The following is a 23,461-nucleotide window of genomic DNA, read 5'->3' on the forward strand; positions in this document are numbered from 1 at the left end:
GGACCACCGAGCCGTGCGCGTCGAGTTGACGCTCGACTGAGTACAGCTGGCAGCACACCTCAGCTCGTCGGTGTGGGCCGGCGGAGGCCGCGCAGCCCACGCACCGCCCGGCGGCCGGCGCGGTTCAGCGCTGGCGCGCGACGAGCCAGCCCCTCCAGCTGGAGGTAGGCGCCCGGCGGGATGTGCTGCAACAGGGTGGACCGGCGGGCCGACATCAGTCTGGCGAACTGCACGGCGTCCCGGTCGATGTAGCGCGGGACGTTCTCGAACCACGCCGCGCTGTTGCGCGCCTCCTGCTGCGCGGCCGCCAGCTCCGCAGCCCGGCGCTCGCGGTAGGCGGCCAGCGCGGCCGGCAGGTCGACGTGCTCCCGGAGGGCGTCGGCCAGGCCCATCGCGTCCTCCAGCGCGAGCCGGGTGCCGGCGCCGACGCTGAAGTGGGTGGTGTGGGCGGCGTCGCCCATGAGCGCGACGATCCCGGCGTTCCAGTTGCGGTTGGTGACCAGCCGGAACTCCAACCACGGTGCGGCCTCGCCGGCGCCGCTCGGCGGGCGCAAGGAGTGCCCGTCGAGTTGCGCGGCGAACAGCTCCTCGAGGCGGCGCATGGTCGCGTCGGTGTCCAGCTGGTCCAGGCGTAGCCCGCGCCAGGTCTCCGGTGCCATCTCGACGATGAAGGTGCTCGAGGCGGCGTCGTAGCCGTAGCAGTGGGACCACACCCACCCGGCCGGGGTGCCCACGAACGGGAAGGTGAAGGAGTCGAACACCCGGCTGGTCCCGAGCCAGATGTACTTGTTGCGCCGCCACGTGACTTCGGTGCCGAAGACGTCTTGAGCGCGCTTGCGCAGGCAACTGCCGACGCCGTCACCGGCCACCACGAGGTCGACGTCGCCGAGCTCCGCCGGATCCTGCACCGGAGACTCGTAGTGCAGATGCACGCCGGCGTCCCGCGCGCGGTCGGCGAGGATCCGCAGCAATGTGTGCCGGCAGATGCTGAAGCCGTGACACGGGATCCGGACCGGCGCCCGCCCCTGGACGTCGACGACGTGGTCCCTCCAGTGGAATGCGTGCTTTCGGACCACCGTGGCGGTGACCGGGTCATGCTCGTCGAGCTCGTGCAGTAGGTCGTCCCAGAAGACCACGCCCCAGCCGTAGGTCACGCCCTCCGGCAGACGCTCATGCACGGTGACCTCGTGGCCCTGGCGCCGAGCCAGGATGCCGAAGGAGAGACCGGCCGGCCCGCCGCCGACGCACGCGATCCGCATTCTGCTCATCTTCACCCATCGGTCTTTGCACTGCACCCCTCTCGCTTCCGAGCGCGCGGGTCATTTCCCCGTCGGGGTCCGCCCTTCAGCCGGAGATCCGCGGGCTGGTCACCGCCCTGCCTGCTTCATGCTCGGCCCGGACCGCGCGCGACCGAGTCGGACGTGACGGGCGCCGCGACTTGAGCGGTGGCCCTACCTGGGCGGTGGGCCTGGCCTGACGCCCGGACGTACGCCACCGGAATCGGCGTTGCTGCATCCGAAGGCGACCTCCCTCCTTTGCTTCGTCCGGCCCACGCGCGGTGGGTGTGTCGAGAGGGGTAACGATGTCCGCGTGAAGACGCGTGTACCCCCGTTGGTCCACGAAACACCTCGACATCGACCATCTAGGGGATATGAAGACGGCGGGACAGCCGAGAAGTTGCTTCCCTCTTTCCAAACCCCACCTACGTCGCCGAGGCCAGCGTGGTCCTTCTCTCGATCTCGGGATCGAGGCCCACACGACCCCGAAACCGGATACCTCTTCGGCGCCTCCCTCGGTCCGGTAGGACCGGCGTCCGGCGAGACTTGGTCCAGGCGTTCGGCGGGATCCCCCCACGCGGCTGCCCACCTGGTTGTTGGTGTGGTTCTGCCTCGGTTCGTGTGCCGCCGGTCGCCGTGGCGAGTTATGGCTCCAGAGGGGACTGCCCTCCTCGTAATAGCAGTACGCGCCGCGCGATCACTGATGGTGCGGGCGAGGCGGGCGGGGCGGGCGAGCCCAGCTCATGTACCTCCACACACTGTCTGCCACAGCCACAGATGGACTCTAGGAGTGGTACGAGTCAGGTACTCCGTACGAGTCGAGGAACGCGACCGCTACACCGCTCGGCGCAAGCGGGAACGGTTCGACCGAGATCTCCTCGTGGAGTACCTCGGATGTCTCGGCATTCAGCGCGCGACGGCGCCGCTTACGCGCGGCGATCCTGCTTGAGAGCCCAGGTGTGTTCAACCGCCGGACGATGACGATCGAGGAAGCGCAAGCCGACTTCCAGTGACCGGACTTCGGCCGGTGTAGGTGAGTCGGCGCGATGGCGAGCGCCGACCCCGGACCACGTCTTGTCGAGGCGCGTCGGCGTCACCAGGAGAGCGTGGTAAGCCTCTGCGGTCGGAGTGGCGTTTACCCTGTAAGGCTGGTGTTACCAGTCGAGATCAACCCGTCGCGCGGTCGCGACCCGCACGGAACTCGGCAGATCCGCTCGTGTTACGGCAGATCCGGTCGACAAGGACAGCCACCGCTGGGAGTCAGAGGCATCGGCACGTCGGTCAAGCCCTCCCCGCCATGGTGTCGTTACTGCTGTGGTCCAGTGCCGTCTGGGGCCGCCGCTCCGCTGGTGTCTAGATTCGCGCTGGGTTCGACGGCGATTGGGTCGAGAAGCCGGAGGAACCGGCAGGAATAGAGCAGCGCGACGATTCCGCAGGCCGAGCCGATGATCTTCAGCCCGGAGATGAGCGTGAGGTCTGCGTCGTTGTACGCGTCGTCAGTGCGAGCGACCGCCACGATGAAGAAGAACGCCGCGAGGACGGCCCAGAGGATGACGTTGAAGGCCGCCGTCCCCCTTGCGAGGCTCCGTGGCGTTGGTTCGCGTCGTTCCTTCGGGTCCATCCGGCTCTCCGATCAGTTCCGCCATGTGTCGGTCTGAGAATCCTCGGTTGGAGGGTGGGTTGCCAAGCGATCAGTGCGCGGGCCCGCGGGCCGGCGTCCTCGCGGCAGATGAGGTCGTCCTGCTGCGGTATCAATCGAGCCAGTCCACGTCGCCGTCGCGTCCGGTCCCGCACGCGAAGCACGACCGAGGCCAACCCGGTTCCGACGGTGGCCGGAGGCACAAAGCCCGTGGCGGCAAAGTCCTGGTCGGGAGGCGTTGGGGGCGGCCCGGTGTCGCGTCCGCCTTGCACGCGGGTCAGCCACACCACGTACCCATGGAAGGGCAACGGTCCGTCTACTTGCACGGGGGCGACGTGGCCTACCCGGTCAGGTGCTCGTGCTGCCCCCGCGTGCCTCCTCAGCCCACGGGAGGCCGAGGTACTGCGCCTCGTCGCCCAAGGTCGCTCCAACTCCGAGATCGCAGACGAGCTGGTCATCTCGGTCGAGACCGTCAAGACCCACGTCGGGACCGTGCTGGCCAAGCTCGAGGCCCGCGACCGCACGAACGCCGCGGTCCTCGCATGGCGCAGCGGCTTCGTCCCGTGAACCTGCCAACCACGGGTGGAGAGACGGAGGCATCAACGAGTCGTTGCCGACCGAGCATCGGCAGATCCGCTCGGGTCGCCGCAGATCCGCGCTGCGCCGGCGACCGGCTGCGAGGCGTCCAGGTCTCGCTCCGAAGTCACCCCAGCGAGCGCGACGACGATGCCGGCCGGTCAGCCGATCATGAACCCCGCCGCCGCGGTGCGTGCTGCGGGCGCGAGCAGCATCAGGACGGTCGCGATAATGGGAGTCGGGCTGATTTCAGTGCGGCGGCTCAGCCCGGCGACCGCGAGGGGCAAGCATCCCCGATGATCTCCGAGGTCTCACGGCGTCACGATCGCGAACCCGCGGTCGGGCTGGTCGACGTAGGACAGGATCGTCGTCAACGCCGACGCGTCGCCCTCGACCGCGACACCGTCGAGTCCCTCGTCTCCGAGCAGGACGAGCAGCTGGGGTCTGGTGAGGGTGAGGGTGACGTCGGCCGGCTCCTCGCGCTGGGTCGGGAAGTGGACGAGGACGCCGTTCGACAGCTCCATCCGGTAGGTCTCGCCGCTGTCGGTGAAGTGCCAGCGGACGGAGGCGCTCGTGCGCCAGGCTCGGGTTGCGTCGATGCGGATCGCGATGCTGTCGAAGAGCTGGGTGATCGTGAGCGCGGACGCCATCCCCGACGCGTCGGTCATCAGCGGGATCGGCCCCTCCCGGAGCTCCTTGGCGCCGGTGAGGAAGTTGTTGCGCCACGTGCCGCACTCGGAGCCGTACCCGAGCCGTGTGAAGACGTCCGCCTGCAGCTCCAGCGCGTCCTGGTGATGTGGGTCGACGAAGAGGGCGTGGTTCGCGAGCTCGGCGGCGAACCGCAGGTCGCCGGAGTCGGCGTAGCCGCGCGCCTTCTCGACCGTCGCGTCGACGTCGCCGATGACGTCGACGTAGCGCGCGGCCAGCGCCTCGGGCGGGTGCTGCCACAGATGGGCCGGGTTGCCGTCGTACCAGCCGAGGTAGCGCTGGTAGATCGCCTTCACGTTGTGGCTGAGTGAGCCGTAGTAGCCGCGGCCGTGCCACGCGGCGTCCAGGGCCGGCGGAAGCTCGAGCGTCTCGGCGATCTCGGCGCCGACGAGACCCTGGTTGAGCAGGCGGAGGGTCTGGTCGTGCAGGTAGGCGTAGAGGTCGCGCTGCTCAGTGAGGAACCGGACGATGGCGTCCTTGCCCCAGGTGGGCCAGTGGTGGGAGGCGAACGCGACGTCGGTGTCGTCGCTGAAGAGCTCGATGGCCTCGGCGATGTAGCGGGACCACCCGCGGGCGTCGCGCACCTCGGCGCCGCGCAGGGTCAGGATGTTGTGCAGCGTGTGGCAGGCGTTCTCGGCCAGGCACAGCGCCCGCCGGTCCGGGAAGTGGAAGTTCATCTCGGCCGGCGCCTCGGTCCCGGGCGTCAGCTGGAACCTGATCCGAACGCCGTCGAGGACCTCCTCCTGACCCGTGTGGGTGATGTCTAGCGTGGGCGCCAACAGGCCGGTCGTCCCGGTCGAGCTGCCCGATCCCAAGCCGACCCCGAGGGTGCCCGTCGCGCTGACGGGGAGGCCCATGCCGGTGTGGTAGATCCCGCGTCGGAGCATCGCGGTGCCGGCGTAGACGTTCTCCGACACGGCGTGGTCGAGGAACCCGGCCGGTGCCAGGATCGGCACGTCCGTCTCGGCGTCGAGCACGCCGAGGACGCCGCCGAAGTGGTCGATGTGCGAGTGGGTGTAGATCACCGCGCGTACGGCGCGCTCGCCGCGGTGCTGGCGGTAGAGAGCGAGCCCGGCGGAGGCCACCTCGGCCGAGATCGCCGGGTCGATGATGATCACGCCGGTCTCGCCCTCGACGACCGTCATGTTCGAGAGTTCGATGCCGCGCAGCTGGTAGATGCCGTCGGTCACCTCGAACAGGCCTTGGATGGCGGTCAGCTGGCTCTGCCGCCACAGGCTGGGCTCCACCGTGTCCGGACACTCGCCGTCGGTCACCTTGGCGTAGACGTCGGCGTCGTAGACGACCCGTCCGTCGCCGTTCGCGATCTGCCCGGGCTCCAGGCGGGCGACGAGCCCCCGGGTGGCGTTGTCGAAGTCGGTCCGGTCGGCGAAGTCGAGAGGCATTCCTCGACGCTAAGCAGCCAGGCGGAAGGGTCTCCCCACCCGAACTGGGTGACCTGCGCAGACCCACGCCGTGGGGAAGGTGGACGGGTGCGCCGTCCGAAGCTGGGTCTGGGTCGTCCGACCCCGAAGGACGCCGTCGCGGGGTTCGTGACCGGCCTGTTCAGCATCCCCGAGGGCATGGCGTACGCGAGCATCGGCGGGTTCAACCCGGTCCTCCGCCTCTACTCCGGGATGGTGCCGACCGCGCTCGGCTCGCAGTTCCGCGCACCGTGCTGATGACGACGAGCACCCTCGCTGCGCCAATCGGGTCTCGGCAGATCGGGGTACGCCTCGCGGCAGATGCGTAGAAGGGTGCGGCCATCTTGTGATCGCCGAACGCGAGGACCTCAGGGCGAAGCGGTCGGCGACAGGTATCGAGCAACCCAGTCGGATGGGTCCTCCAGTGGCGAGGTGTCGCCCTCGACCAAGACGTACTCCGACGAGAAGCCTCCGGGCAGGTCGGACTCAGGCGTGTCCGGTACTACCAAGCAGTCAGTGAATGACCCGTTCTCCGCCTGGGGTCCGGGCGACCGGCAGTGACGCAGCGGACCGTCGTAGTCGAATACCTCGGTCACTCCAGCTGAATGACCTGCTGCCCTTTCTCGACGATGCCAGCTTCGACCGGTTCATGGCGAAGCTGCAGCGGGACGCCCGATTCGTGACGATGGCTGAGCTGGCCGCAGCAGAGAACACGGTCGTGTACGCCGACGCGGCCTGGGCGGCGGGGCTCGATGCCTCTGACTTCCCGAACGAGCGGTACGAGCTCGGCGGGGACGTCGTCGACTACGAGGCGTTCCGTTCGGCGGTCATCGAGCACTGGGACCTGGACCTACGGGCGGACGTGGACCGGATGCTGGAGGAGAACTCGTCCCTCGACCCGCTGGCGCCGAGGCGCAGCGCCCAGTCCCGCACCGGTTAGGTCCTGTGCTGCTGGGACCGCGCCGGAGGCCGGCGGGTCAGTGCCGACCACCCAGGTGCGACCGGCCAATGGACTCAACGCGGCAGAGCCGGTCGTGTAGAACTCGGCCACGCCGTAGCGTCGAGGGAAGGCGCAGCATTCCGCGGCCGGGTCGTTGCGAACGTCCGTCAGCGGTCCTCGCCCCAGTTGGCGATCAATGCCGCCACCGGCGGGAGGACCGCGGCGACAACCGACATCACCACGGCTGCTGTCGTCGACCACAGCCGGACGACGTTCCACGCCAGCACGATCAGGGTCAGACAGGTCCCCATCAGCGCGAAGTACCACCGTCGCCTCCGGCGAAGGCGCGCGCTCTGCCCCTCCGGGACGTCACTGATGGTGACGCCCCCGCGGTGTCGTCTCATCGTGACCACCATGGCACGCAGGGCGCCGCGAGGAGCTGCGAGGTCGAGTCGGTGGGGCAGGCCGGTGGGACGATGACGCGTATGGCGCTGCTCGACGACAAGGTCCCTCCCGATGAGGCCATCGATCTCTGGCGCGAGGGGCTGACGATGGCGTTGTACGTCGCGGTCTGTCTGCTGGCCGCGGTGCTGGCGGTGCCCCACGGCACTGCGCACGCTCACGCGATCGGCATCGTCTGGGGCATCTCTCTCGGCCTGGTGCTCGCGCACCTCTTCGCATTCCGCGTCTCGTCACGTCTCGTGGCGAGCGGACGAGTTCGGGCCGAGGACCTGCGTTCGGCCTCGGCGCAGCTGGCTGGCGCGGCCGCCGTGGCGTGCGTCGCGACGATACCCGTCATCTTGGCGCCTGAGTCCCGCGAGGTCGCCTGGGTCGAGGCGACGATGGCGGTCGTCATCGCCGGCGCCGGATATGCGGTCGCGCGCGCCGGTAGAGCAGGGCGGGTGCGCTCCATGGTCTACGGCTTGATCGTGGTGGCGCTCGCCGGGGCGATCGCCCTTGCCAAGAACCACCTCGCTGGACACTGAGCAGGTCGAGCCCTGACAGGCCCGTACGCCGCTGCGGTGCCCCGACCACACCCCATAGCGGCAGATCCGGTACGCGACGACGTCGCCGGGCGACAGCGAGTACCTCTGGCTGAAGGTCGCACGCGTGGCGGCGGCTGGTGCTTCAATGCTGAAGTGACGACGCGCCTGCTCCCGGCCAACTTTGAGCGCTGGTCTGGCCTTCGCCACCGCGCAGTGGCGGGTGCGGGTGGGTGGGCTCGACGTCCGGTGCTGGCATCGGTGCTGGGTCTTGCGGTCCTTCTCGTCGGGATACCTCTGTTGGCGGCGTCGGTCCTAGGCCGCCTCGCGGGTTCCGACAGTGTGCGCCCCGGGCAGGCTCAGGCCGAGTGTGCTGAGCGGGTGGGGCAGTCCTGGGGCGGTCTGGAGCCGAAGTTGACGGATGTCCACGTCACGGCCCCAGACCATCAGCCGGTGTGGGTCGTCCAAGGCAGGCTGACCGACGGCGACATCACGGGGCCTTACTCCTGCACAATCAGGTGGGACACCAGCGGCGACGCCGTGCACATCGATGCGATCACGCTGCCCAACAGGGACTGAGACGGCATCTCTGGGCCGCCGCTACGTAACGCCACGCGCCACTCGTCAGCGTCCAGGCAAGTCCGAGGACCAGGACAGAGAAGTCCTTCTTCTCGTACGACGCCACACGCTCATCGGCAGATCGGCGCCCTCGTCGCGGCAGATCCGCGCGCTCCCGTAGGCCCGCGTGTCCGGGAGCGGAGAGCCGTTCTCGAAGCTACTCAGTTCCGCGAACAGTGCAGCGAGAGCCAGGCGAGTCCCGGCGCTGATCCCGATCACGCGGCACACGACCCGACGAACGCCCCGCGCGTCACGACGTGTGCGACCCAGGCCAAACCGTCCAGGTGACGTCCGTCGGCCCAGGGGCGGCGCTCAGCAACGCTCGCTCCGTAGGCGTCGCCCTCGCGAGGAGGCCCGTCCCCCGGCGCACCCACTTCTCACCCGCGGCATCCTCAAAGACCAGTGCGACCTCGATGCTCGCCTCGGATGTGGGCGGCTTGGCGGGGTTCCACGCACACTCGCTTCGGCCGGGTGCGAGCAGTCCCATCGAGACGTTCGTCAGCGTGATGCGCTCGCGGTGATCCGCGCGCGAGGTCCACTCCACGGTGGCAGCCCACCGGAACACTGGAATGTCGGTGAGGTTGCTGAACACGAGCTTCCACCCGTCGTCATAACCCGCGGAGTGAAGGACGGGCGCGAACTCAGCCCACGCGTACACGCGATGGAGCGCCTGGTGGCGGGCGTCCGTGCGGGCGTGCGCGGAGAACCAGAGCGCCACGATCACCGCCGCCGTCGTCGCGAGGCCCGATACCCAGTGCGCCAGCTCGATGGACGACACCACCTCACGGTATCCGTCCCCCGACCCTTCAAGGGCTCGGATGTCCGGCTCCAGTTCGCGAACGAGGACAAGCTGGCAAGTGGCCAGTCCGTCCGGCAAGCCGTTGAGAGTCAGCGGCTCATCAGCCCCGTCACACGGTCGCGACGCCGGGGGCGGCTCGTCCTGACCAGCACTGCGGCGAGCGTGAGGAGCACCAGCATCAGGGCACCGAAGGCGACGATGGAGGGGTCGATGGCGGCCCACTGCAGGAGCAGGCCGAGAAGGACGACGGGCAGCGACATCCCGACATAGCTGACCAGGAACAGTCCGGCGAGTGTTTCGCCACGAGCGGCCGGCGGTGCGAGCTCGATCACCGAGGTCACGGCGGCCTTGAAGGCCGTTCCGGCGCCGACGCCGACGACGACGCCCGCGATGGCGATCATGGCGAGCGAGGCCGCGAGGATCGCCGCGACGACGAGGACGAGGCCGACGGGGAGGACGACCAGCCCGACGGCGTACAGGCGCGAGGGCGCCCAACGTGCGGTCAGTACCTGTGTCGCGGCCGCCGAGCCGAAGACCGAGAAGGTGATCGCACCAGCCAGGGCGTGCGAGGTGTGGTGCAGCGTGCCGGACAGGAACGACGGCGCCAGCGAGGTGAAGAAGCCGAACATCGCGAAGCTCACGAAGGCGAGCATCGCGGCAGCGACGAACCCGGCCCGGGCCTGCGGCGGTACGGCGACGCGCTGCGGGCGGTAGCGCCACTCGGCGATCGCCGGCTCGACCGTCTCGGGGACGAGCACGAGCGCCAACAGGCCGGCGAGCATCAGGAACGCGAACACCGCGTACGGCGTGTAGAGCGGCCGGCCGGCGTACTCGGCCAGGAAGCCGGCAACGAGGGGGCCGAGGCCGATGCCGCCGATGTTCGCCGCGGTGCCGACAACGGCGGCCCGGTGCGGTGAGGCGTCGGGGCGGGCGGTGCGGTGCAGCTCGGTCAGATGCGCCGTGGCGGTGGCGGTCAGGATGCCGATGCCCAGTCCGCTGGTGAAGCGCGCCGCGAGGAGCCAGCCGAGCTGGTGCCAGGTCAAGAACAGCAGAGCGGCGAGAAGGTTGAGCAGCACCGCCGGGGCCAGGACCTGCCGGCGCCCGAAGCGGTCTGAGAGATGCCCGGCGAGGTACAGGCTGACGGCGACCCCGACGGCGTACGCGGCGAAGATGACGGTGACGGCGAGCGAGCCGAAGCCGTCCTCCTTCGCGTAGAGCACATACAGGGGTGCGGGGGCGCCGGCGAACGCCATGGTGGCGGCGAAGAGGAAGGCGACGAGCCAGAACCCACGGGAATGGTGACGGCTTCCGATGGGCGCGGTGACGGCTGTGGGTGTCACCGCGGTGAGAGGTGTGATCGTGGTGCTCATGTCTGGATAGTGGCGCGGCGCCATCATCATCTCCAACGAATGTGTGTGCTGGTTACCATCGCCCCTGGCGATAGGGTGCCGGCGTGCAGCCCCATCAGCTCGAGTACTTCCTGGCGGTCGCGGAGACCGGGAGCTTCACCCGCGGCGCCGAACGTGTGGGGGTGGTGCAGTCCGCCGTCTCGGCGGCGATCGCCCAGCTCGAGCGGCAGCTCCGCACCCCGCTCCTGGAGCGCGCCTACCACCGCGTGACGCTCACCGCGGCAGGTGAGGCGCTCCTGCCGCACGCCCGCAACGTCCTCGCCGACATCGAGGCCGGGCGTGACGCCGTCGCGTCCGCCCGCGGCGAGGTCTCCGGCACCGTCCTCCTCGGCACGCTGGCCTTCACCGGACCCTGGGACGTCGCCGACCTCTTGCGCGACTTCCAGGGCAGGTATCCGCTGGTCGCGGTCCACCTGCGGCAGACGATCGCTGGCTCGGCGACCTCGCTCGCAGAGGTGCGCTCCGGGGCGCTCGACCTGGCACTCGTCTCCACACAGGCCGAGTCGCTGCCCGGTCTTCGCCTCGACGAGATCCACCGCGAGCCGATGGTCTTCGCCTGCGCCAGGGAGCACCCGCTCGCACGACGGTCAGCGGTGTCGATTCTCGACCTCGTCGATCTGCCCTTCATCGACTACCCGACCGGCTGGGGCAACCGCACCGTCGTCGATCTCGCTTTCGCCGCAGCAGGCGCGGCCCGTGCGATCCGGACAGAAGTCACCGACTTCCGCCTGGCCCGCGCGTTGGTCGGCCGCGACCTCGGCGTGACGATCGTCCCGGTCTCCGCAGTGGACGAGTCGATCGCGCACATCCCGCTCCGCGAGCCGCTCGAGTGGTCGGTCAAGCTCGCCCGCCCTGCGGGGCGGCGGCCGTCGCAGGCGACCGCTCGCCTCGCCGACGCGATCCTCGACCCCTACTCGGCGCTGCGGCCTACCTCGCGTGGCCTCGAGTGACCTCAGGTGACACAGGCGATGACCCGTCCCTGCTTGACCCGCGCACTAGCATCTGCCCGATGGAAGACGGGTCGGGAACTTCGCCTGCTGCGACGTCCGTGGCGCAGATCCGCGTCGTCCTCGATCACCATCTCGACGTGGTCGAGGCATCTGTCCTGGCCAGCGCGCTGTCGGCGGCGTTCCGGGTGGGCAACAACCTGGCACGGTCGATCTTCCTGAACCCGGAGTCCCAGCAGTCGTTCGAGGACTGGGCGGCCGCAGCAGCGCTGGCGACCACGATGCTTCGCCGCAGTCTCGGCAGACACGGACGAGACCCCCGGTACGACAGCCTGGTCGGCGAGCTCGCGGCGCACAGCACCTCGTTCGGGAAGTACTGGGCGCGGCCCGAGGTCGACGGCTGGGAGCGCGGGGTGCTCCGGTACTTCAACCCCATCACCGGCGTACAGGCGTACGAGTACACGCTCGAGCACCAGCCCGACGGTCGCGTGAACATGCTCTGGTCCCCGGCCGACGACGCGTCCCGATCCGCGAGCCACGACCTGTGGGAACGCAGCGGTCACCGCTGAGAGCGCAACGTCTCCGCCAGGTAACGAAGCGCGGCCGCTGCCTCCGACCCCGGTGGGTTGGCGCCGATCACGAGCACGAGGTCGGTCTCCGGGATCCGCAGGTGCTGCCAGTGGATCGGGACCCGTCCGAACGGGTCGATCCAATGCGGGGTCATGTCGTAGCTGACGTCCTTGACATCATGGTTCGCCCAGATCTCGGGGAAGTCCGGATCGTTGATGAGCACCTCGGCCAAGACCTCGCGGTACCGCGTGTCGTCGGGATTGCCGCGCAATCGGAACGATGCCGCGATGCGTTCCGCGACGGCGCGCCACAGCTCTCCCATGCGCTCACGGCATTCCGGCGTGAAGGCGACCAGCACCAGGTTCGCTCCGGTGTGGAGGGTGGTGGACTGCAGAGCGACCGCCAGTGCGTTGCCGGCGAGGACATCATGATTACCGTCCATCACGAAGGCAGGAGTCTCGGTGAGGTTGGCCAGGAGCGCATGGATCGGCTCCGGAACCTGCGAGTCGGGGCGGTGGGAGGGCGAGGTCGGGAGTGTCCCGGCGTTGTTGAGCCTCAGCAGGTAGGCCGTCGCGGACTCATCGAGTAGCAGGGCTTGCGCGAGGGCACGCAGAACCTGGTCGGATGGCTGGTGATCGTATCCGCGCTCGAGCCGGACGTAGTACTCAGGACTGATCCTCGCCAACGCGGCGACTTCTTCTCTGCGCAGACCGGCCACACGACGTCCCGGCGCGCGCGGGAGCCCGACATCCTCCGGCTGGAGGCGAGCACGCCGCGCACGCAGATACTCAGCGACCGCGTTGCGCTGCACCAACATGCTCTCCCAGCTAGTTCCGGGACCACGTTCGTCCTGTTGCCGATCAGGCCGCGGGATCCTAGCGGGACGAGGCCGGGCTGAATCGAGGAGACCACATGCCGGGCTGACCCCCGGGGATTGCGTCACACCAGCCGGCGCGCGTCCGTCCTTGCCGGTCGCGGTGCCAGGCCAGGGGGTCCCTGGCAGGGCCACGACGGCGGTGGCTTCGAGGTCCTAGCGTCGTCCGGCACGAGGCCGTGACGGACGGCCGCCCCGCAGTCACCCCCAGAGACCGCGGCTCTCGCGATGCACGAGGAGACTTCATGGCCAGCGGCCGTCGTACTGAGCCGCGCGCTCCCATCTCAGTTCAGAGTGCCGACGCACCGCTGACCGCCACGGCGATCTTCCTTGTGCTCAGCGTCAGCGACGCCGCGGGTGCACTCGATCAGGTGCGCTCGACACTGGCCGACATCACCGGGCTGGCCAAGACGGTGGCGTTCCGCGGCGCGGACGCAGCCTTCTCGTGCACCGTCGGGATCGGGGCGACCATCTGGGCTCCACTCATGCGCCGGCCGTTGCCGGCCGAGCTGCGACCCTTCCCCGGGTTTCACGGCGCCGCGCACGTCGCCCCATCCACACCGGGGGATCTCCTCTTCCACGTCCGCGCCGATCGGCGTGACCTCTGCTTCGAGTTCGAGCGGCTCCTGCTCTCGCAGTTGCGGGACTCGGTCCACGTGGAAGACGAGACCGTGGGCTTCCGGTACTTCGACGTTCGCGACCTCCTCGGATTCGTCGACGGCACCGCCAACCCGATCGGCGACGACCTGCACGAGGCGACCGTCGTCGGCGACGAGGACCCGATGGCCGCGGGCGGAAGCTACGTCGTAGTCCAGAAGTACACGCACCAGCTCGACGCGTGGAATGCCCTGAGCGCCGAAGACCAAGAAGCCATCATGGGCCGCAGCAAGGCCGACAACGTCGAGCTGGACGACGCACCCACCGGTCAGAAGGCGCACAAGACGCTCGCAACCGTCATCGACGAGAACGGCGAGGAACACGACATTCTCCGGGACAACATGCCCTTCGGCAGCCCGGCATCCGGCGAAGTCGGCACGTACTTCATCGCGTATGCCCGAAACCTGTGGGTCGTGGAGCAGATGCTCACCCGCATGTTCGTCGGTGACCCGCCCGGAATGCACGACAGGCTCTTGGACTTCTCGACCGCCGTTACGGGCTCCACGTTCTTCGTCCCGCCGGTCGACGTGCTCAGCGACCTCGAACACGCCCCTGACGACCCTCCCGAATCTGACGACCCTGGCACCGCGCCAGTCGCTCAGCCAGCCGCGAGACCTCGACCCTCGACCAGCGACGGTTCGCTCGGAATCGCGGCCGGGCGTCTCACCCTCCTGGAAGGACTCGACAGATGAACCACCTCCTGCGCGATCTCGCGCCGATCACGCCGACGGCGTGGTCGATGCTCGACGACGAGGCGCGGACACGCCTGGAGCCGGCCCTCACCGCGCGCGAACTGGTCGACTTCACCGGGCCGCTCGGCTGGGAGCACTCCGCGACCCCTACCGGCCGGGTCAGCACTGTGATTCCGGGCCCGACCGTCCGTGCCACAGGACGCTCTCGCGTGGTGGTTCCGCTCGCGGAGCTCCGCGTGGAGTTCACAGTGACACGAGCCGAGCTCGAGGCGGCAGACCGCGGCGCGATCGACGTCGACCTGTCCGCGCTGGATGATGCTGCCGCCGCGTTCGCGGAAGCCGAGAACTCCGCCGTCCTCCACGGCTGGAGCGAAGCCGGGTTCAGCGGCATCGCCCCCGCGACCGCCCGGACACCGCGGGTCGGTGCGACGCCCGGCCGTTTCGCCCGGGCAACCGCAGCAGCGGTCGCGCGGATCAAGCGCGCCGGCGTCGACGGCCCGTACGCTCTCGCGCTGGACACAGAGTCATGGGTCGACGTCGAAGCGGGTGACGAGGGAGGAGACACCCTGCTCCGGCATCTTGAGCAGATCCTCGGCGGTCCGGCGGCGTGGGTCCCGGGTATCGCCGGCCCGGTGGTCCTCTCACAAAGAGGCGGGGACTTCGCCCTCGAGTGCGGTCAAGACGTCTCCATCGGCTACTCCTCGCACACCGCCGACTCGGTGACCTTCTTCTTGGAGGAGTCCTTCAGCTTCCGCGTCGCCACGCCCGAGGCAGCCACGCCCCTCGACAGCCGGGACGAGTAGCGCCTCCGCAATCCGGTTCCGGGCCGCCGAAGGGGTCCCTCGCAGGGACATCACAGCGCCCACCGTGATCCCTAGCGTTGACGCCGCTGGCAACCAGGAAGGAACCCACACATGCCCACCCCCACGATCGTCCTCGTCCACGGCGCCTTCGCCGATGCGGCGAGCTTCGAGCCCGTCACCCGAGGGCTGCTCGACCTCGGCCACAAGGTCATCGTCCCCGCGGTGCCCAACCGCAGCCTGGTCGGCGACTCCGCCTACATCCGCTCGATCGTCGAGAAGATCGACGGCCCCGTCCTGCTCGTCGGTCACTCCTACGGCGGCGCCGTCATCACCGTCGCCGGCGCGGCGGACAACGTCGTCGGTCTGGTCTACCTCTCCGGCTACGCGCTGGAGGAGGGGGAGAGCCTGGGCCAGCTCCAGGGCGGCTTCCCCGACTCCGAGCTCGCAGCCAACCTGGTCTACACGCCATTCCCCGTCCCCGGCGGCGAGGACGGCACCGACGTCTCCGTGAACGTCGAGGCCTTCCCCCAGATCTTCGCGGCCGGTATCGACCCGGCCGTGGCACAGGTCCTCGCGGTGTCGCAGCGGCCCCTCGCCGCGCTCGCCTTCGGCGAAGCAGCACCGGTCGCAGCCTGGAAGACCAAGCCGTCCTTCGGCATCGTCTCCGCAGACGACCACACCATCAACCCCGACATGGAGCGCTTCGGCTACCGGCGTGCCAACTTCCGCCGCGTCATCGAGCTCGACGCCCCCCACCTCGTGATGCGGGCGCTTCCGAACGACGTCATCCAGTTCATCGTCGACGCCGCCGCAGACGTCGCCTGACTCCCATCCACCAGCCGAACCCCCACTCCAAGAGAGAAGGACGACAGACATGGCAGCCGCCAACCCGAAGAACTACACCCTCGAGCCGGAGGCGCTCGCGTTCTCCGAGGCAACGCTGAACCCGCCGTTCCTCTACCAGCTCGACCCCGCTGAGGGCCGCAAGGTCGTCGACGGGGTGCAGGACTCCGAGATCTTCAAGCCGGAGGTCGACGAGAAGTGGATCAAGGTGCCGGGCGGACCGACCGGGCCGGTTCCGACCCGCATCGTCAAGCCCAAGGGCGCGACCGGCACGCTCCCGGTGGTCATCTACACCCACGGCGCCGGCTGGGTGTTCGGCGACGCTCACACCCATGACCGTCTGGTGCGCGACCTGGCCATCGGGACGGGCGCCGCGGTCGTCTTCCCGGAGTACGACCGTTCGCCCGACGTGAAGTACCCCGTCGCCAACGAGCAGTCGTACGCCGTCGCGAAGTGGGTCGCCCAGAACGGGGCGGAGGAAGGGCTGGACGGAACCAACGTCGCCATCGCAGGCGATTCGGTCGGCGGCAACATGGCCATCGCGCTCACGCTGCTGGCGAAGGAGCGCGGCGACGTGACCTTCAAGGCGCAGGTTCTGTTCTACCCCGTGACCGACGCCAGCTTCGACAACGGCTCCTACACCGAGTTCGCTGAAGGCTACTGGCTCACCCGCACCGCCATGCAGTGGTTCTGGGACCAGTACACCTCGACCCCGCAGGAGCGCGAGGAGATCACGGTCTCCCCGCTTCGCGCCACCGCCGAGGACGTGAAGGGCCTGCCCCAGGCGCTGGTCATCAACGCGGAGTGCGACGTCCTCCGCGACGAAGGCGAGGCCTACGCCTCCAAGCTCCGCGCGGCCGGCGTCGAGGTCACCGGTGTCCGCTACGAGGGCATCATCCATGACTTCGTCATGCTCAACGCTCTGCACGACACTCCGCAGTCCAAGGCCGCCATTGCGCAGGCCGCCGCCTTCCTCAAGGACGCGCTCTCCGCCTGAGCCGTCGGGCGGGCGGGGGATGCAACGCCCTCGCCCGCCCAGCACCCGCACGGGGCGGACGGTGATGGACGCCGTCGAGAGACCCGCCCACACCAGGTAGGAATCAGTGACGGGGAAGGGTGCCCGGCCCCGACCGTGCTCCGGGGGTGCGCTGAGGACCTTCGCCATCCCTACGGCCGTGGGGTCGCCGGGACAGGGGTGACAGCACCGAGTCGAGGACGACCGGATGAACGATGTGCAGCGGCGTGCCCGCACCAGCGAGCCGATTGATCGGCTCAGGAAGGCGACGCCGGACGAACGTGACGAGCTCGTCGAGGCGTTCGCCGTGACGAGCATGCCTGTCGCCCGTGCGATCGCGCACCGCGCCGCACCTGCAGGCGCTGCCTCCGCAGATGCGCTGGATGCTGCATCGACGCTTCGTGGAGGACCACACCCAGCAGGAGATCGCCGACGAGCTCGCATGTCGCAGTACCACGTCTCTCGGCTGCTCAGCCGTTGCCTGGAGCAGTTGAGAGAGCTGATGATCGAGCCTGCCTGAGGCGGCGGGCCGCTGCCCGCGACGGCAGCGGCCGCACGCCACCGGCACCACCAGCGCCTCCCCGGAGCCCGCGTCCAGCACCGCGCCCTGAGAGGCGGGAGTCGCCAGCACTGCGCCAGCTGCCGGTCCGTCAGCGGCCGGGCGTGTCCGGCGCGGTCCGGTTGCGGGCTCCGACGGTGTCGATTCCCGCCCGCGTGCTCGCGGTGTTCAGTCTGGTCGCTGGGGCGCGTGCCAGACCAGCGTGTGGTCGGGGTCGGAGGTGGGGCGTTCGACCGAGTCGTTGTGGCGGGGGTGCGCCTGGCGCCCCCAGCGGTCGTCGCCGAACCAGTCGGGCAGGCCGAACGGCAGGTCCGAGGCCGGAATGGGGGCGTAGTCGGCTTCGGTGAAGCGGGTCCCATAGTTCGAGCTGGTGCTGTCGCGCTGGGCGTCGGGTGTGACGAGGTCACGCAGCTTGGCGATAGCGGCTCGCCAGCCGTCGAGGAGCGCGCGTGTGTCGCGGCTGGAGGGATGCGGGACCGCGAAGGTCACGACGCTGGGGGCGTTGTCCCACTGGCGCAGCGCTTCTCGGGCGTTGGCACCGAAGGCGACGACGGCTTGGAGGTCCGGGCCGGTGACCAGGTCGAAGAGGTGGTTGTTCCAGGCGCTGTACGGCTCCTGGGCCAGAAGCGGTAGTGCGTCGGGCCCCCGGCTGGGGTGCAGGGCGTAGGGGAAAGCGTTGACCAGCACGTAACTGTGGTCCAGGCCGAGCTTGCTGAGGAAGCCTTGGACGCGTTGGCCGGCGTCGCCGACCAGGGTGCGGCAGGCGATGCGTTCGGTGGGTCCCGGGTCGGAGGCGATTCCCAAGACGCGGGCCGAGCCGTCCAGTCGACCGCGGTAGAAGACCGGTCCCCAGTCGTACCAGAACAGGTCGCCCGCCTGTGCGAAGGACGGTAGGGCCGCGAAGTGGGCTGCCAAGGCCGGCGGTGGGCCCGGATCGTAGGCCCTCATGCGTTGCTCCTGTCTGACTCTCGGCCATCCCATCGCCTCCCGTTGGTGCCGGACACCTAGCGCTGCTCGGACAGCTGCTGCAGTTGCGTCCGGATGTCTTCGGGCAGGTTGATGGCCGTGCCGAGGGCCTCGTAGTAGCCCGGGTTGTCGACTGCGGCCAGCGGGTCGAGCGGTAGCGCCGGGAGCGGTAGCGAAGCAGCGGCAGCCGAGAGCTCGGTGTCGCGGTTGCCGGGCAGGTTGGGGCCGGTGAGCCGGCCGTGTAGGGGGAGGTGGGGGCGCGGCGTCATGTGGTTGTCGATCACGTCGGCCACGGCCAGCAAGGTCTCCTCGGTCTCCTGGGCGCGATCTCCCCTGGTGGGGACGGGGCGACGTGAAAGGGCTGGTGCGGCCAGGGGCGCGGCCGGCAGCTCAGCCAAGGCGGCGGCGAGCCGGCCTTCCGCTTCGGCGACACTGAGAGCGTCGACCTGGGCGTCGGCGGTGGCCTGTGCCAGGTTGAGGACTCGGGTGCGGCCGCCGACGCGGATCCGCTCGACGATCGCCCCAGGGTCGACCACCTGGTGGTGCATCAGTCCCGGGGTGCCGACGCGGGCGACGCCGTTGATCATCACCAGGTGCACGTCGGCCTCCGTCGCTGTGATGAGCTGTCGGTAGGGATCGCCGGTGCGTCCGGTGAGGACGATCAGGTCGGCGCGCTTGCCCGGCTCGAGGCTGCCGAGGTGGGTGCTCCACCCCAGCAGCTGGGCGGGATTGGTGGTGGCCATCCGCACCAGGTCGACGTCGCTGAGGAGGATTCCGGCGGTGTCGGCGTAGATCCGGGCCACCTTCAGCTCGCCGAGCAGGTTCTTGCTGCCGGAGGGGGACCAGTCCGACCCCAACGCCACCGCCACACCCGCCCGTCGGGCGGCCGCGATGTCCGCGGTCTTGCCGTAGAGAAGCAGGTTGGACAACGGCGACCAGACCATGGACCCGCCGTGGGCGGCGTAGGTCTGGAAGTCCTCGGCCGTCAGCGCGGCGCAGTGGATGCCGATCAGGTTCTCGGTGATCGCCCACCGGCCGTCGGTCAGGTGCAGCGCCTCGAAGTGGTCATGGGCAGGGCGGTCGACGCCCTCGCTCAGATGCAGCAGGAGCTTCTGGGTCCCGGAGATCCGCGCCAGGAAGTGTTCGGCGTCGGTGGACTCGATGTCGGCGATGTGGGTGGCGGCCGGCGGGAGGTCACGATCGCCGGTCGACTCCACGTTCCGCACCAGCCCGCGGAAGTGGCTGACGATGCCCGCGTTCGAGGCCAGTGCGATGCCCTGGCTGGTCGTCGTGCCGCCCAGCAGGGCTCGCACCTCGACGTACCGCACGATCGCCGGCACTACCTCGGCCTGCCGGCCCAGCGACCCCATCGGCCCGGAGATGAGTTGGTGATACTGCGGTGTCGCCCGCCCGCTCCACTGGTCCCGGTTCGTGTATCGCCGGGGAACCGCCCACAACGACAGCACGTCATAGGGCAGGTGGTTGTGCAGTTCGATCAGCCCCGGAAACAGCGTGCCTCGGGTGGGCGCCACCGCGACAGTCTCGAACCCGACCGGTGGCGCCGCGGCTGCTGGCCGTACGTCGACGAGCGAGCCATCCCGTGCGTAGACGACCCCGTCGTCCACGACAGTGCCGGCCGCATCCAAGGTGACCACCCGACCGCGCAACGCCACCGGCGACGACGACGCTGGATCGATGGCACCAGCCCTCATCGAAGATCCCCCGCCCCGAACGTGCCCATACACGGGTCTAAGCCGCACAGGCGCGGGCGTCAAGCCTCGCGCCCGACGCGGCGCGCTCGCAGGGCCCTGGTGTTCCAGTTGGCTCTTGCTGACCCGTTGACGAACCACCCCTGGTTGCCCGACCGGCTGTCGTGCTCACCAGAGCGACCCCGGGCAGCCGGTGGCGAGGCGGGGGGCCGGGTGTCTGGGACGCGCTGCCGGGTACTGAGCCGTTGGGGGAGTGGCGCATCGCGCACCAGAGCCGGGGGGACCCATGACAGCCACGAGCGAGAAGTCTCCGGACCTGACGAGACCCGCCTCGGAGAACTCAGGTTGGTACGTGTACGCGGTGTGCCGAGACCTCGACGCGAACGCTCTTGATGGATCCCTCGGGCTGGGTGGCATGCCCGTGGAGCTCGTGCATGACGATGAGCTCACCGCCGTGGTGAGCTCGGTTCCGCTGTTGGAGTACGGCCCGGAGGCGTTGCGGCACAACCTCGTCGACCCCGCGTGGCTGGACCGAGCGGTTCACGTCCACGACCAGGTCGTGAGCCTCGTGGCGGCCTTGGCGGCGACGGTGCCTGTACGTCTCGCGACCGTTTGCCCCGACGACGATGCCGTGCGCGCCCGACTGCGCGACTGGCGCATCCCACTGGTGTGCACGCTTGATCGGGTGGAGGGCTGCGCCGAATGGCGCGTGAAGGTCGTGTCCACGGGGAATGCTCGTGCGGACGAGACGGTGGCCAAGTCGATCCACAGCGCTCTCAGCGGCCTCGCTGTCTCCACGCGGGAGCTCGGGGTGGAAGATGCCCGGCTGAGCGGGCACTCGGGCGTGATCGAGCTCAACGCCGCCTACCTCGTGCCGTTTGACGTCGGCGAGGCGTTCGCGACGCGGATCGCTCAGCTGGCCGCGGACGGGCAGGACGTCGTCGTCGACGGTCGGGGGCCACGCCCGCCGTACGCGTTCGCAATGCTCGCGGAGCCCTGAACCGACGGGAGCGCAGACTTCGATGCGGCCCGGTCAATCACCGGAAGGCGCTGAGCCGGCCGATGATGTGCAGATGTTCGCCCGCCCCGCATGTCACGGGTGCCCCCTCATGGCGCACGGCGGCAGCGCTTGGCCCGACCGATTCCGGGCTCAGAATCCGTCCGCTGGCGGTTAGTCCGTCGGCATCCCCCGAGGTCCGGCTGGTCCCGCCACGTTTGGAGCGGGCGTGTGCTCGCAGCCGGGACGCTGCGAATCTCCCCACCCTTTCGGGTGAGGGAGCGGGGCGAAGATCTCACCCCCGCGGGCGGAATCGCCGTTCGGGAGTTTGCGACTTGCGGGGCACCGGGGACGTCTCCGGCATGACGTTAGACCGCTCGCCCGGTCGATATACAACGGAGGCGTGACATGACTGCCGGTATTCAGCATCACCCGGAGGCGGAGCCCCGACAGGCCGCGGAGCTCTCCGGGCTCATCCTTCTTCTGAGCCTGATGGCGGTGCTGACCGCTCTGGTGCTGGCATTTTCCTGACCCGTCGCGAGGAGTTCAAGGCGCGGCTGGTCGACCGAGCACGAAGCCGACCCCGGTTGTGGACGGCGATGGTGTCGCCGGCTGTGATGAAGGGCTGCTCGAAGAACTCCAGCGATTGCCAGGCCTGCTCATCGGCTGGATGAAGGTCTCGATTCCATCGTGCCCGCCGGACGCCGCCGTACGGGAGACTGTCGGTCTGATACACCGCGACGTCCGGGTCGAGACACTCGGCGAGGTCACCGAAGTCGGCCTTCCCTTCTGCTGCCGCCGCCGACGTAGCCCGTTCGGACCGATGGCCTGACGCACTCAGATCGGCAGATTGGTGCACGGCGGTTGAATGGGGACACGTCCAGCAAGGAGGCGCATGAACCTGCCCACCGATCGGCCAGTTCCGGACTTCAACGCCCTCGATGTCGAAGCCGTGCTCGCGAAGGATGATGTCCCTGGTTGTTCCGTGGCAGTCCTCGATGGTGGCGAGGTGGTGTTCGACCGCGGGTTCGGGATGAGCAGGGTCGACTCCGGTGACCCGCTCACTCCCGCGACGCGCATGCAGGCTTGTTCGATGAGCAAGCCGGTTTCGGTGCTGGCGGCCCTGCGGCTGGTCGAGCAGGGCCTGCTCGACCTGGACGCCGACGTCTCGCAGTACCTGACGCGATGGACCCTGCCCTCGAATGGCGACTGGCATCCTCGGATCACGCTCAGGCAGCTCGCCAGCCATACTGCCGGCCTGACGGTCCACGCAGGATTCCCTGGATACGTGCGGGGCGAAGTGGTGCCCACCCTGGGCGACGTGCTCTCCGGTACTCACCCCGCGAACGCACCGGGCGTCCGTGTCGACATGGTGCCGGGCGTCCAGTTCCGCTATTCAGGTGCCGGCACCACCCTCATCCAACTTCTGATGGAGGAGGTGACCGGCACGAGCCCAACTGAGCTCTTGGCACAGCTCGTCTTGGGGCCGCTCGACATGCGCGCGAGCACGTTCGTCCAGGAACTCGACGACGACGAGCGCGCTCACGGACACCTGGTCGGCGGAAGGCCGGTGCCGGGCGGCTGGCGAGTGCACCCGGAGCTTTGCGCGGCTGGCCTGTGGACGACGCCCGCCGACTATCTCCGCTTCCTGCGAGGGATCCAGCGCGCGTACGCCGGCGACCCCGATGCGCTCATCACCCAGTCGACGGCGCAGGAACTGCTCAAGCCACGCACGGCGCTGCCGTCGGGTCGCGACATGCTAGGGATGAGCCACGTCGGCCTGGGCTTCTTCGTCGCGGTCCGCGACGGCGTGCCGGCCTGGTTCGGCCACACCGGCTCCAATGTGGGCTTCGTCTGCGCCTCGATGGCAGATGTGTCGGGTGAGCGGGGAGCAGTGGTCATGCTCAACAGCGACAACGGGACACCGGCCGCGAAACTGCTGCTGCAATCCATCGCGAAGACCTACCGCTGGAGTGACGCCGACCTCGGTGTCGACGCGCCCCGCAACCGGGCGACCAGCATCGACGGCCACGCAGGCGTCTACCGCACCGACGACGGTCTCAGCCTTCATCTGGCAGAGGTCGATGGCGAGGTCGAGCTCATCATGTCCGACCAGCCCCCGATCCAGCTGCGCATCGATGACCCCACGACCTTGTCGACCGAAGCCGTCGACCTCCGGGTGCTGCTCGACGCGGACGGCTCGATCTCACTCGAGCAGGGTGGTCACCGCACCAGGATGCGACGCGCGACCTGATCGCTCGACGGTCGGCAGATCTCCTTGGGTCAGCCGACGGCGTTGGCGCGTCGGCAGCGGTGAACCGCATCGCAGCTCCTCAGAGACTTCCGGCAGGGTCGGGGTCTGGCCAGACTTCGATCCAGGTGACCGGCGGGGCGCTCTCTTCGCGGCTGCCCATGGGACAGGCTCCACCGGGGTCCGTGGCGCGGGCGATCCGCGGCCG

At 69.3% G+C, this 23,461-nt stretch carries 23 protein-coding genes; 14 read left to right on the top strand and 9 right to left on the bottom strand.

Going from position 1 to position 23,461, the window contains the following annotated elements; translation table 11 throughout:
• Window positions 1-59: 59 nt before the first annotated feature.
• Together QDS12_RS06795 and QDS12_RS06800 are read right to left on the bottom strand one after the other, a co-directional pair.
• Window positions 60-1,268 carry an FAD-dependent monooxygenase gene (locus tag QDS12_RS06795; protein WP_279877946.1) on the bottom strand — a complete coding sequence of 403 codons (1,209 nt, stop codon included), beginning with the start codon at window positions 1,266-1,268 and terminating at the stop codon, window positions 60-62.
• 1,315 nt (window positions 1,269-2,583) lie between these two features.
• Complete coding sequence (locus QDS12_RS06800; RefSeq protein ID WP_279877948.1) at window positions 2,584-2,898, bottom strand: hypothetical protein; 315 nt, start codon at window positions 2,896-2,898, stop codon at window positions 2,584-2,586.
• Between the two features lie 270 nt (window positions 2,899-3,168).
• Between QDS12_RS06800 and QDS12_RS06805 the strand changes: the two genes are divergently transcribed.
• Window positions 3,169-3,483, top strand: a complete 315-nt coding sequence (locus QDS12_RS06805; protein WP_279877949.1) for a response regulator transcription factor — start codon at window positions 3,169-3,171, stop codon at window positions 3,481-3,483.
• 320 nt (window positions 3,484-3,803) lie between these two features.
• Here the strand turns inward: QDS12_RS06805 and QDS12_RS06810 are convergent, their stop codons facing one another.
• Entirely contained in the window at window positions 3,804-5,603 is a 1,800-nt protein-coding gene (locus QDS12_RS06810; protein WP_279877950.1) for an alkyl sulfatase dimerization domain-containing protein, read from the bottom strand.
• Between the two features lie 87 nt (window positions 5,604-5,690).
• On the opposite strand from QDS12_RS06810, the gene QDS12_RS06815 reads away from it, so the two are divergent.
• On the top strand, window positions 5,691-5,879 hold the full coding sequence (locus tag QDS12_RS06815; protein WP_279877951.1) for a SulP family inorganic anion transporter: 189 nt from the start codon (window positions 5,691-5,693) through the stop codon (window positions 5,877-5,879).
• A 391-nt stretch (window positions 5,880-6,270) separates the two neighbouring features.
• Window positions 6,271-6,561, top strand: coding sequence for a hypothetical protein (locus tag QDS12_RS06820; RefSeq protein ID WP_279877952.1), 291 nt, complete (start codon window positions 6,271-6,273; stop codon window positions 6,559-6,561).
• 167 nt (window positions 6,562-6,728) lie between these two features.
• Here the strand turns inward: QDS12_RS06820 and QDS12_RS06825 are convergent, their stop codons facing one another.
• A complete protein-coding gene (locus QDS12_RS06825) occupies window positions 6,729-6,965 on the bottom strand; it encodes a DUF3099 domain-containing protein (RefSeq protein ID WP_279877953.1) in 237 nt (78 codons plus the stop codon).
• A gap of 81 nt (window positions 6,966-7,046) precedes the next feature.
• On the opposite strand from QDS12_RS06825, the gene QDS12_RS06830 reads away from it, so the two are divergent.
• Window positions 7,047-7,547 carry a hypothetical protein gene (locus QDS12_RS06830; protein ID WP_279877954.1) on the top strand — a complete coding sequence of 167 codons (501 nt, stop codon included), beginning with the start codon at window positions 7,047-7,049 and terminating at the stop codon, window positions 7,545-7,547.
• A gap of 865 nt (window positions 7,548-8,412) precedes the next feature.
• Here QDS12_RS06830 and QDS12_RS06835 read toward each other — a convergent pair.
• Window positions 8,413-9,039, bottom strand: a complete 627-nt coding sequence (locus QDS12_RS06835) for a hypothetical protein (RefSeq protein ID WP_279877955.1) — start codon at window positions 9,037-9,039, stop codon at window positions 8,413-8,415.
• Between the two features lie 11 nt (window positions 9,040-9,050).
• Window positions 9,051-10,331 (bottom strand): MFS transporter, encoded by a 1,281-nt coding sequence (locus QDS12_RS06840; protein WP_279877956.1) that lies wholly within the window; start codon window positions 10,329-10,331, stop codon window positions 9,051-9,053.
• 83 nt (window positions 10,332-10,414) lie between these two features.
• Here QDS12_RS06840 and QDS12_RS06845 point away from each other — a divergent pair, with 83 nt between their 5' ends.
• Together QDS12_RS06845 and QDS12_RS06850 are read left to right on the top strand one after the other, a co-directional pair.
• Window positions 10,415-11,320 carry a LysR family transcriptional regulator gene (locus tag QDS12_RS06845; protein ID WP_279877957.1) on the top strand — a complete coding sequence of 302 codons (906 nt, stop codon included), beginning with the start codon at window positions 10,415-10,417 and terminating at the stop codon, window positions 11,318-11,320.
• Window positions 11,321-11,379: 59 nt separating this feature from the next.
• Complete coding sequence (locus QDS12_RS06850) at window positions 11,380-11,886, top strand: hypothetical protein (protein WP_279877959.1); 507 nt, start codon at window positions 11,380-11,382, stop codon at window positions 11,884-11,886.
• Here QDS12_RS06850 and QDS12_RS06855 read toward each other — a convergent pair.
• Window positions 11,877-12,704, bottom strand: coding sequence for a helix-turn-helix domain-containing protein (locus QDS12_RS06855; protein ID WP_279877961.1), 828 nt, complete (start codon window positions 12,702-12,704; stop codon window positions 11,877-11,879). The genes QDS12_RS06850 and QDS12_RS06855 overlap by 10 nt on opposite strands.
• A 302-nt stretch (window positions 12,705-13,006) precedes the next feature.
• On the opposite strand from QDS12_RS06855, the gene QDS12_RS06860 reads away from it, so the two are divergent.
• The 5 genes from QDS12_RS06860 to QDS12_RS06880 all read left to right on the top strand — a co-directional run bounded on the left by QDS12_RS06860 (window position 13,007) and on the right by QDS12_RS06880 (window position 17,291).
• The gene (locus tag QDS12_RS06860; RefSeq protein ID WP_279877962.1) at window positions 13,007-14,110 is read left to right on the top strand and encodes a Dyp-type peroxidase; all 1,104 of its coding nucleotides are present in this window, start codon (window positions 13,007-13,009) and stop codon (window positions 14,108-14,110) included.
• Window positions 14,107-14,913, top strand: a complete 807-nt coding sequence (locus tag QDS12_RS06865) for a family 1 encapsulin nanocompartment shell protein (RefSeq protein WP_279877964.1) — start codon at window positions 14,107-14,109, stop codon at window positions 14,911-14,913. Before QDS12_RS06860 ends, QDS12_RS06865 begins: the two co-directional genes overlap by 4 nt.
• 111 nt (window positions 14,914-15,024) lie before the next feature.
• Window positions 15,025-15,738, top strand: coding sequence for an alpha/beta hydrolase (locus QDS12_RS06870; RefSeq protein ID WP_279877966.1), 714 nt, complete (start codon window positions 15,025-15,027; stop codon window positions 15,736-15,738).
• Between the two features lie 49 nt (window positions 15,739-15,787).
• Window positions 15,788-16,753 carry an alpha/beta hydrolase gene (locus QDS12_RS06875; RefSeq protein WP_279877967.1) on the top strand — a complete coding sequence of 322 codons (966 nt, stop codon included), beginning with the start codon at window positions 15,788-15,790 and terminating at the stop codon, window positions 16,751-16,753.
• A gap of 226 nt (window positions 16,754-16,979) precedes the next feature.
• Entirely contained in the window at window positions 16,980-17,291 is a 312-nt protein-coding gene (locus QDS12_RS06880) for a hypothetical protein (RefSeq protein WP_279877968.1), read from the top strand.
• A 207-nt stretch (window positions 17,292-17,498) separates the two neighbouring features.
• Here QDS12_RS06880 and QDS12_RS06885 read toward each other — a convergent pair whose 3' ends face one another.
• Together QDS12_RS06885 and QDS12_RS06890 are read right to left on the bottom strand one after the other, a co-directional pair.
• Window positions 17,499-18,278 (bottom strand): hypothetical protein, encoded by a 780-nt coding sequence (locus QDS12_RS06885; protein WP_279877969.1) that lies wholly within the window; start codon window positions 18,276-18,278, stop codon window positions 17,499-17,501.
• A 56-nt stretch (window positions 18,279-18,334) separates the two neighbouring features.
• Entirely contained in the window at window positions 18,335-20,008 is a 1,674-nt protein-coding gene (locus tag QDS12_RS06890) for an amidohydrolase family protein (protein WP_279877970.1), read from the bottom strand.
• Window positions 20,009-20,291: 283 nt separating this feature from the next.
• Here QDS12_RS06890 and QDS12_RS06895 point away from each other — a divergent pair, with 283 nt between their 5' ends.
• The 3 genes from QDS12_RS06895 to QDS12_RS06905 all read left to right on the top strand — a co-directional run bounded on the left by QDS12_RS06895 (window position 20,292) and on the right by QDS12_RS06905 (window position 23,256).
• Window positions 20,292-21,005, top strand: a complete 714-nt coding sequence (locus tag QDS12_RS06895; RefSeq protein WP_279877971.1) for a GvpL/GvpF family gas vesicle protein — start codon at window positions 20,292-20,294, stop codon at window positions 21,003-21,005.
• 405 nt (window positions 21,006-21,410) lie between these two features.
• Entirely contained in the window at window positions 21,411-21,533 is a 123-nt protein-coding gene (locus tag QDS12_RS06900; RefSeq protein WP_279877972.1) for a hypothetical protein, read from the top strand.
• Between the two features lie 364 nt (window positions 21,534-21,897).
• Entirely contained in the window at window positions 21,898-23,256 is a 1,359-nt protein-coding gene (locus QDS12_RS06905) for a serine hydrolase (protein ID WP_279877974.1), read from the top strand.
• The last annotated feature ends 205 nt before the right edge of the window (window positions 23,257-23,461 follow it).

The organism is Nocardioides sp. CER19 (genome assembly GCF_029846275.1).
Classification (GTDB): Bacteria; Actinomycetota; Actinomycetes; order Propionibacteriales; family Nocardioidaceae; genus Nocardioides.

Bases quoted from the DNA above. Each gene is read 5' to 3' on its own strand.
- QDS12_RS06795 (WP_279877946.1), bottom strand. From the start codon at position 1,268: ATGAGCAGAATGCGGATCGCGTGCGTCGGCGGCGGGCCGGCCGGTCTC.
- QDS12_RS06800 (WP_279877948.1), bottom strand. From the start codon at position 2,898: ATGGACCCGAAGGAACGACGCGAACCAACGCCACGGAGCCTCGCAAGG.
- QDS12_RS06810 (WP_279877950.1), bottom strand. From the start codon at position 5,603: ATGCCTCTCGACTTCGCCGACCGGACCGACTTCGACAACGCCACCCGG.
- QDS12_RS06820 (WP_279877952.1), top strand. From the start codon at position 6,271: ATGGCGAAGCTGCAGCGGGACGCCCGATTCGTGACGATGGCTGAGCTG.
- QDS12_RS06825 (WP_279877953.1), bottom strand. From the start codon at position 6,965: ATGAGACGACACCGCGGGGGCGTCACCATCAGTGACGTCCCGGAGGGG.
- QDS12_RS06830 (WP_279877954.1), top strand. From the start codon at position 7,047: ATGGCGCTGCTCGACGACAAGGTCCCTCCCGATGAGGCCATCGATCTC.
- QDS12_RS06840 (WP_279877956.1), bottom strand. From the start codon at position 10,331: ATGAGCACCACGATCACACCTCTCACCGCGGTGACACCCACAGCCGTC.
- QDS12_RS06850 (WP_279877959.1), top strand. From the start codon at position 11,380: ATGGAAGACGGGTCGGGAACTTCGCCTGCTGCGACGTCCGTGGCGCAG.
- QDS12_RS06855 (WP_279877961.1), bottom strand. From the start codon at position 12,704: ATGTTGGTGCAGCGCAACGCGGTCGCTGAGTATCTGCGTGCGCGGCGT.
- QDS12_RS06860 (WP_279877962.1), top strand. From the start codon at position 13,007: ATGGCCAGCGGCCGTCGTACTGAGCCGCGCGCTCCCATCTCAGTTCAG.
- QDS12_RS06865 (WP_279877964.1), top strand. From the start codon at position 14,107: ATGAACCACCTCCTGCGCGATCTCGCGCCGATCACGCCGACGGCGTGG.
- QDS12_RS06870 (WP_279877966.1), top strand. From the start codon at position 15,025: ATGCCCACCCCCACGATCGTCCTCGTCCACGGCGCCTTCGCCGATGCG.
- QDS12_RS06875 (WP_279877967.1), top strand. From the start codon at position 15,788: ATGGCAGCCGCCAACCCGAAGAACTACACCCTCGAGCCGGAGGCGCTC.
- QDS12_RS06880 (WP_279877968.1), top strand. From the start codon at position 16,980: ATGAACGATGTGCAGCGGCGTGCCCGCACCAGCGAGCCGATTGATCGG.
- QDS12_RS06885 (WP_279877969.1), bottom strand. From the start codon at position 18,278: ATGAGGGCCTACGATCCGGGCCCACCGCCGGCCTTGGCAGCCCACTTC.
- QDS12_RS06890 (WP_279877970.1), bottom strand. From the start codon at position 20,008: ATGAGGGCTGGTGCCATCGATCCAGCGTCGTCGTCGCCGGTGGCGTTG.
- QDS12_RS06895 (WP_279877971.1), top strand. From the start codon at position 20,292: ATGACAGCCACGAGCGAGAAGTCTCCGGACCTGACGAGACCCGCCTCG.
- QDS12_RS06900 (WP_279877972.1), top strand. From the start codon at position 21,411: ATGACTGCCGGTATTCAGCATCACCCGGAGGCGGAGCCCCGACAGGCC.
- QDS12_RS06905 (WP_279877974.1), top strand. From the start codon at position 21,898: ATGAACCTGCCCACCGATCGGCCAGTTCCGGACTTCAACGCCCTCGAT.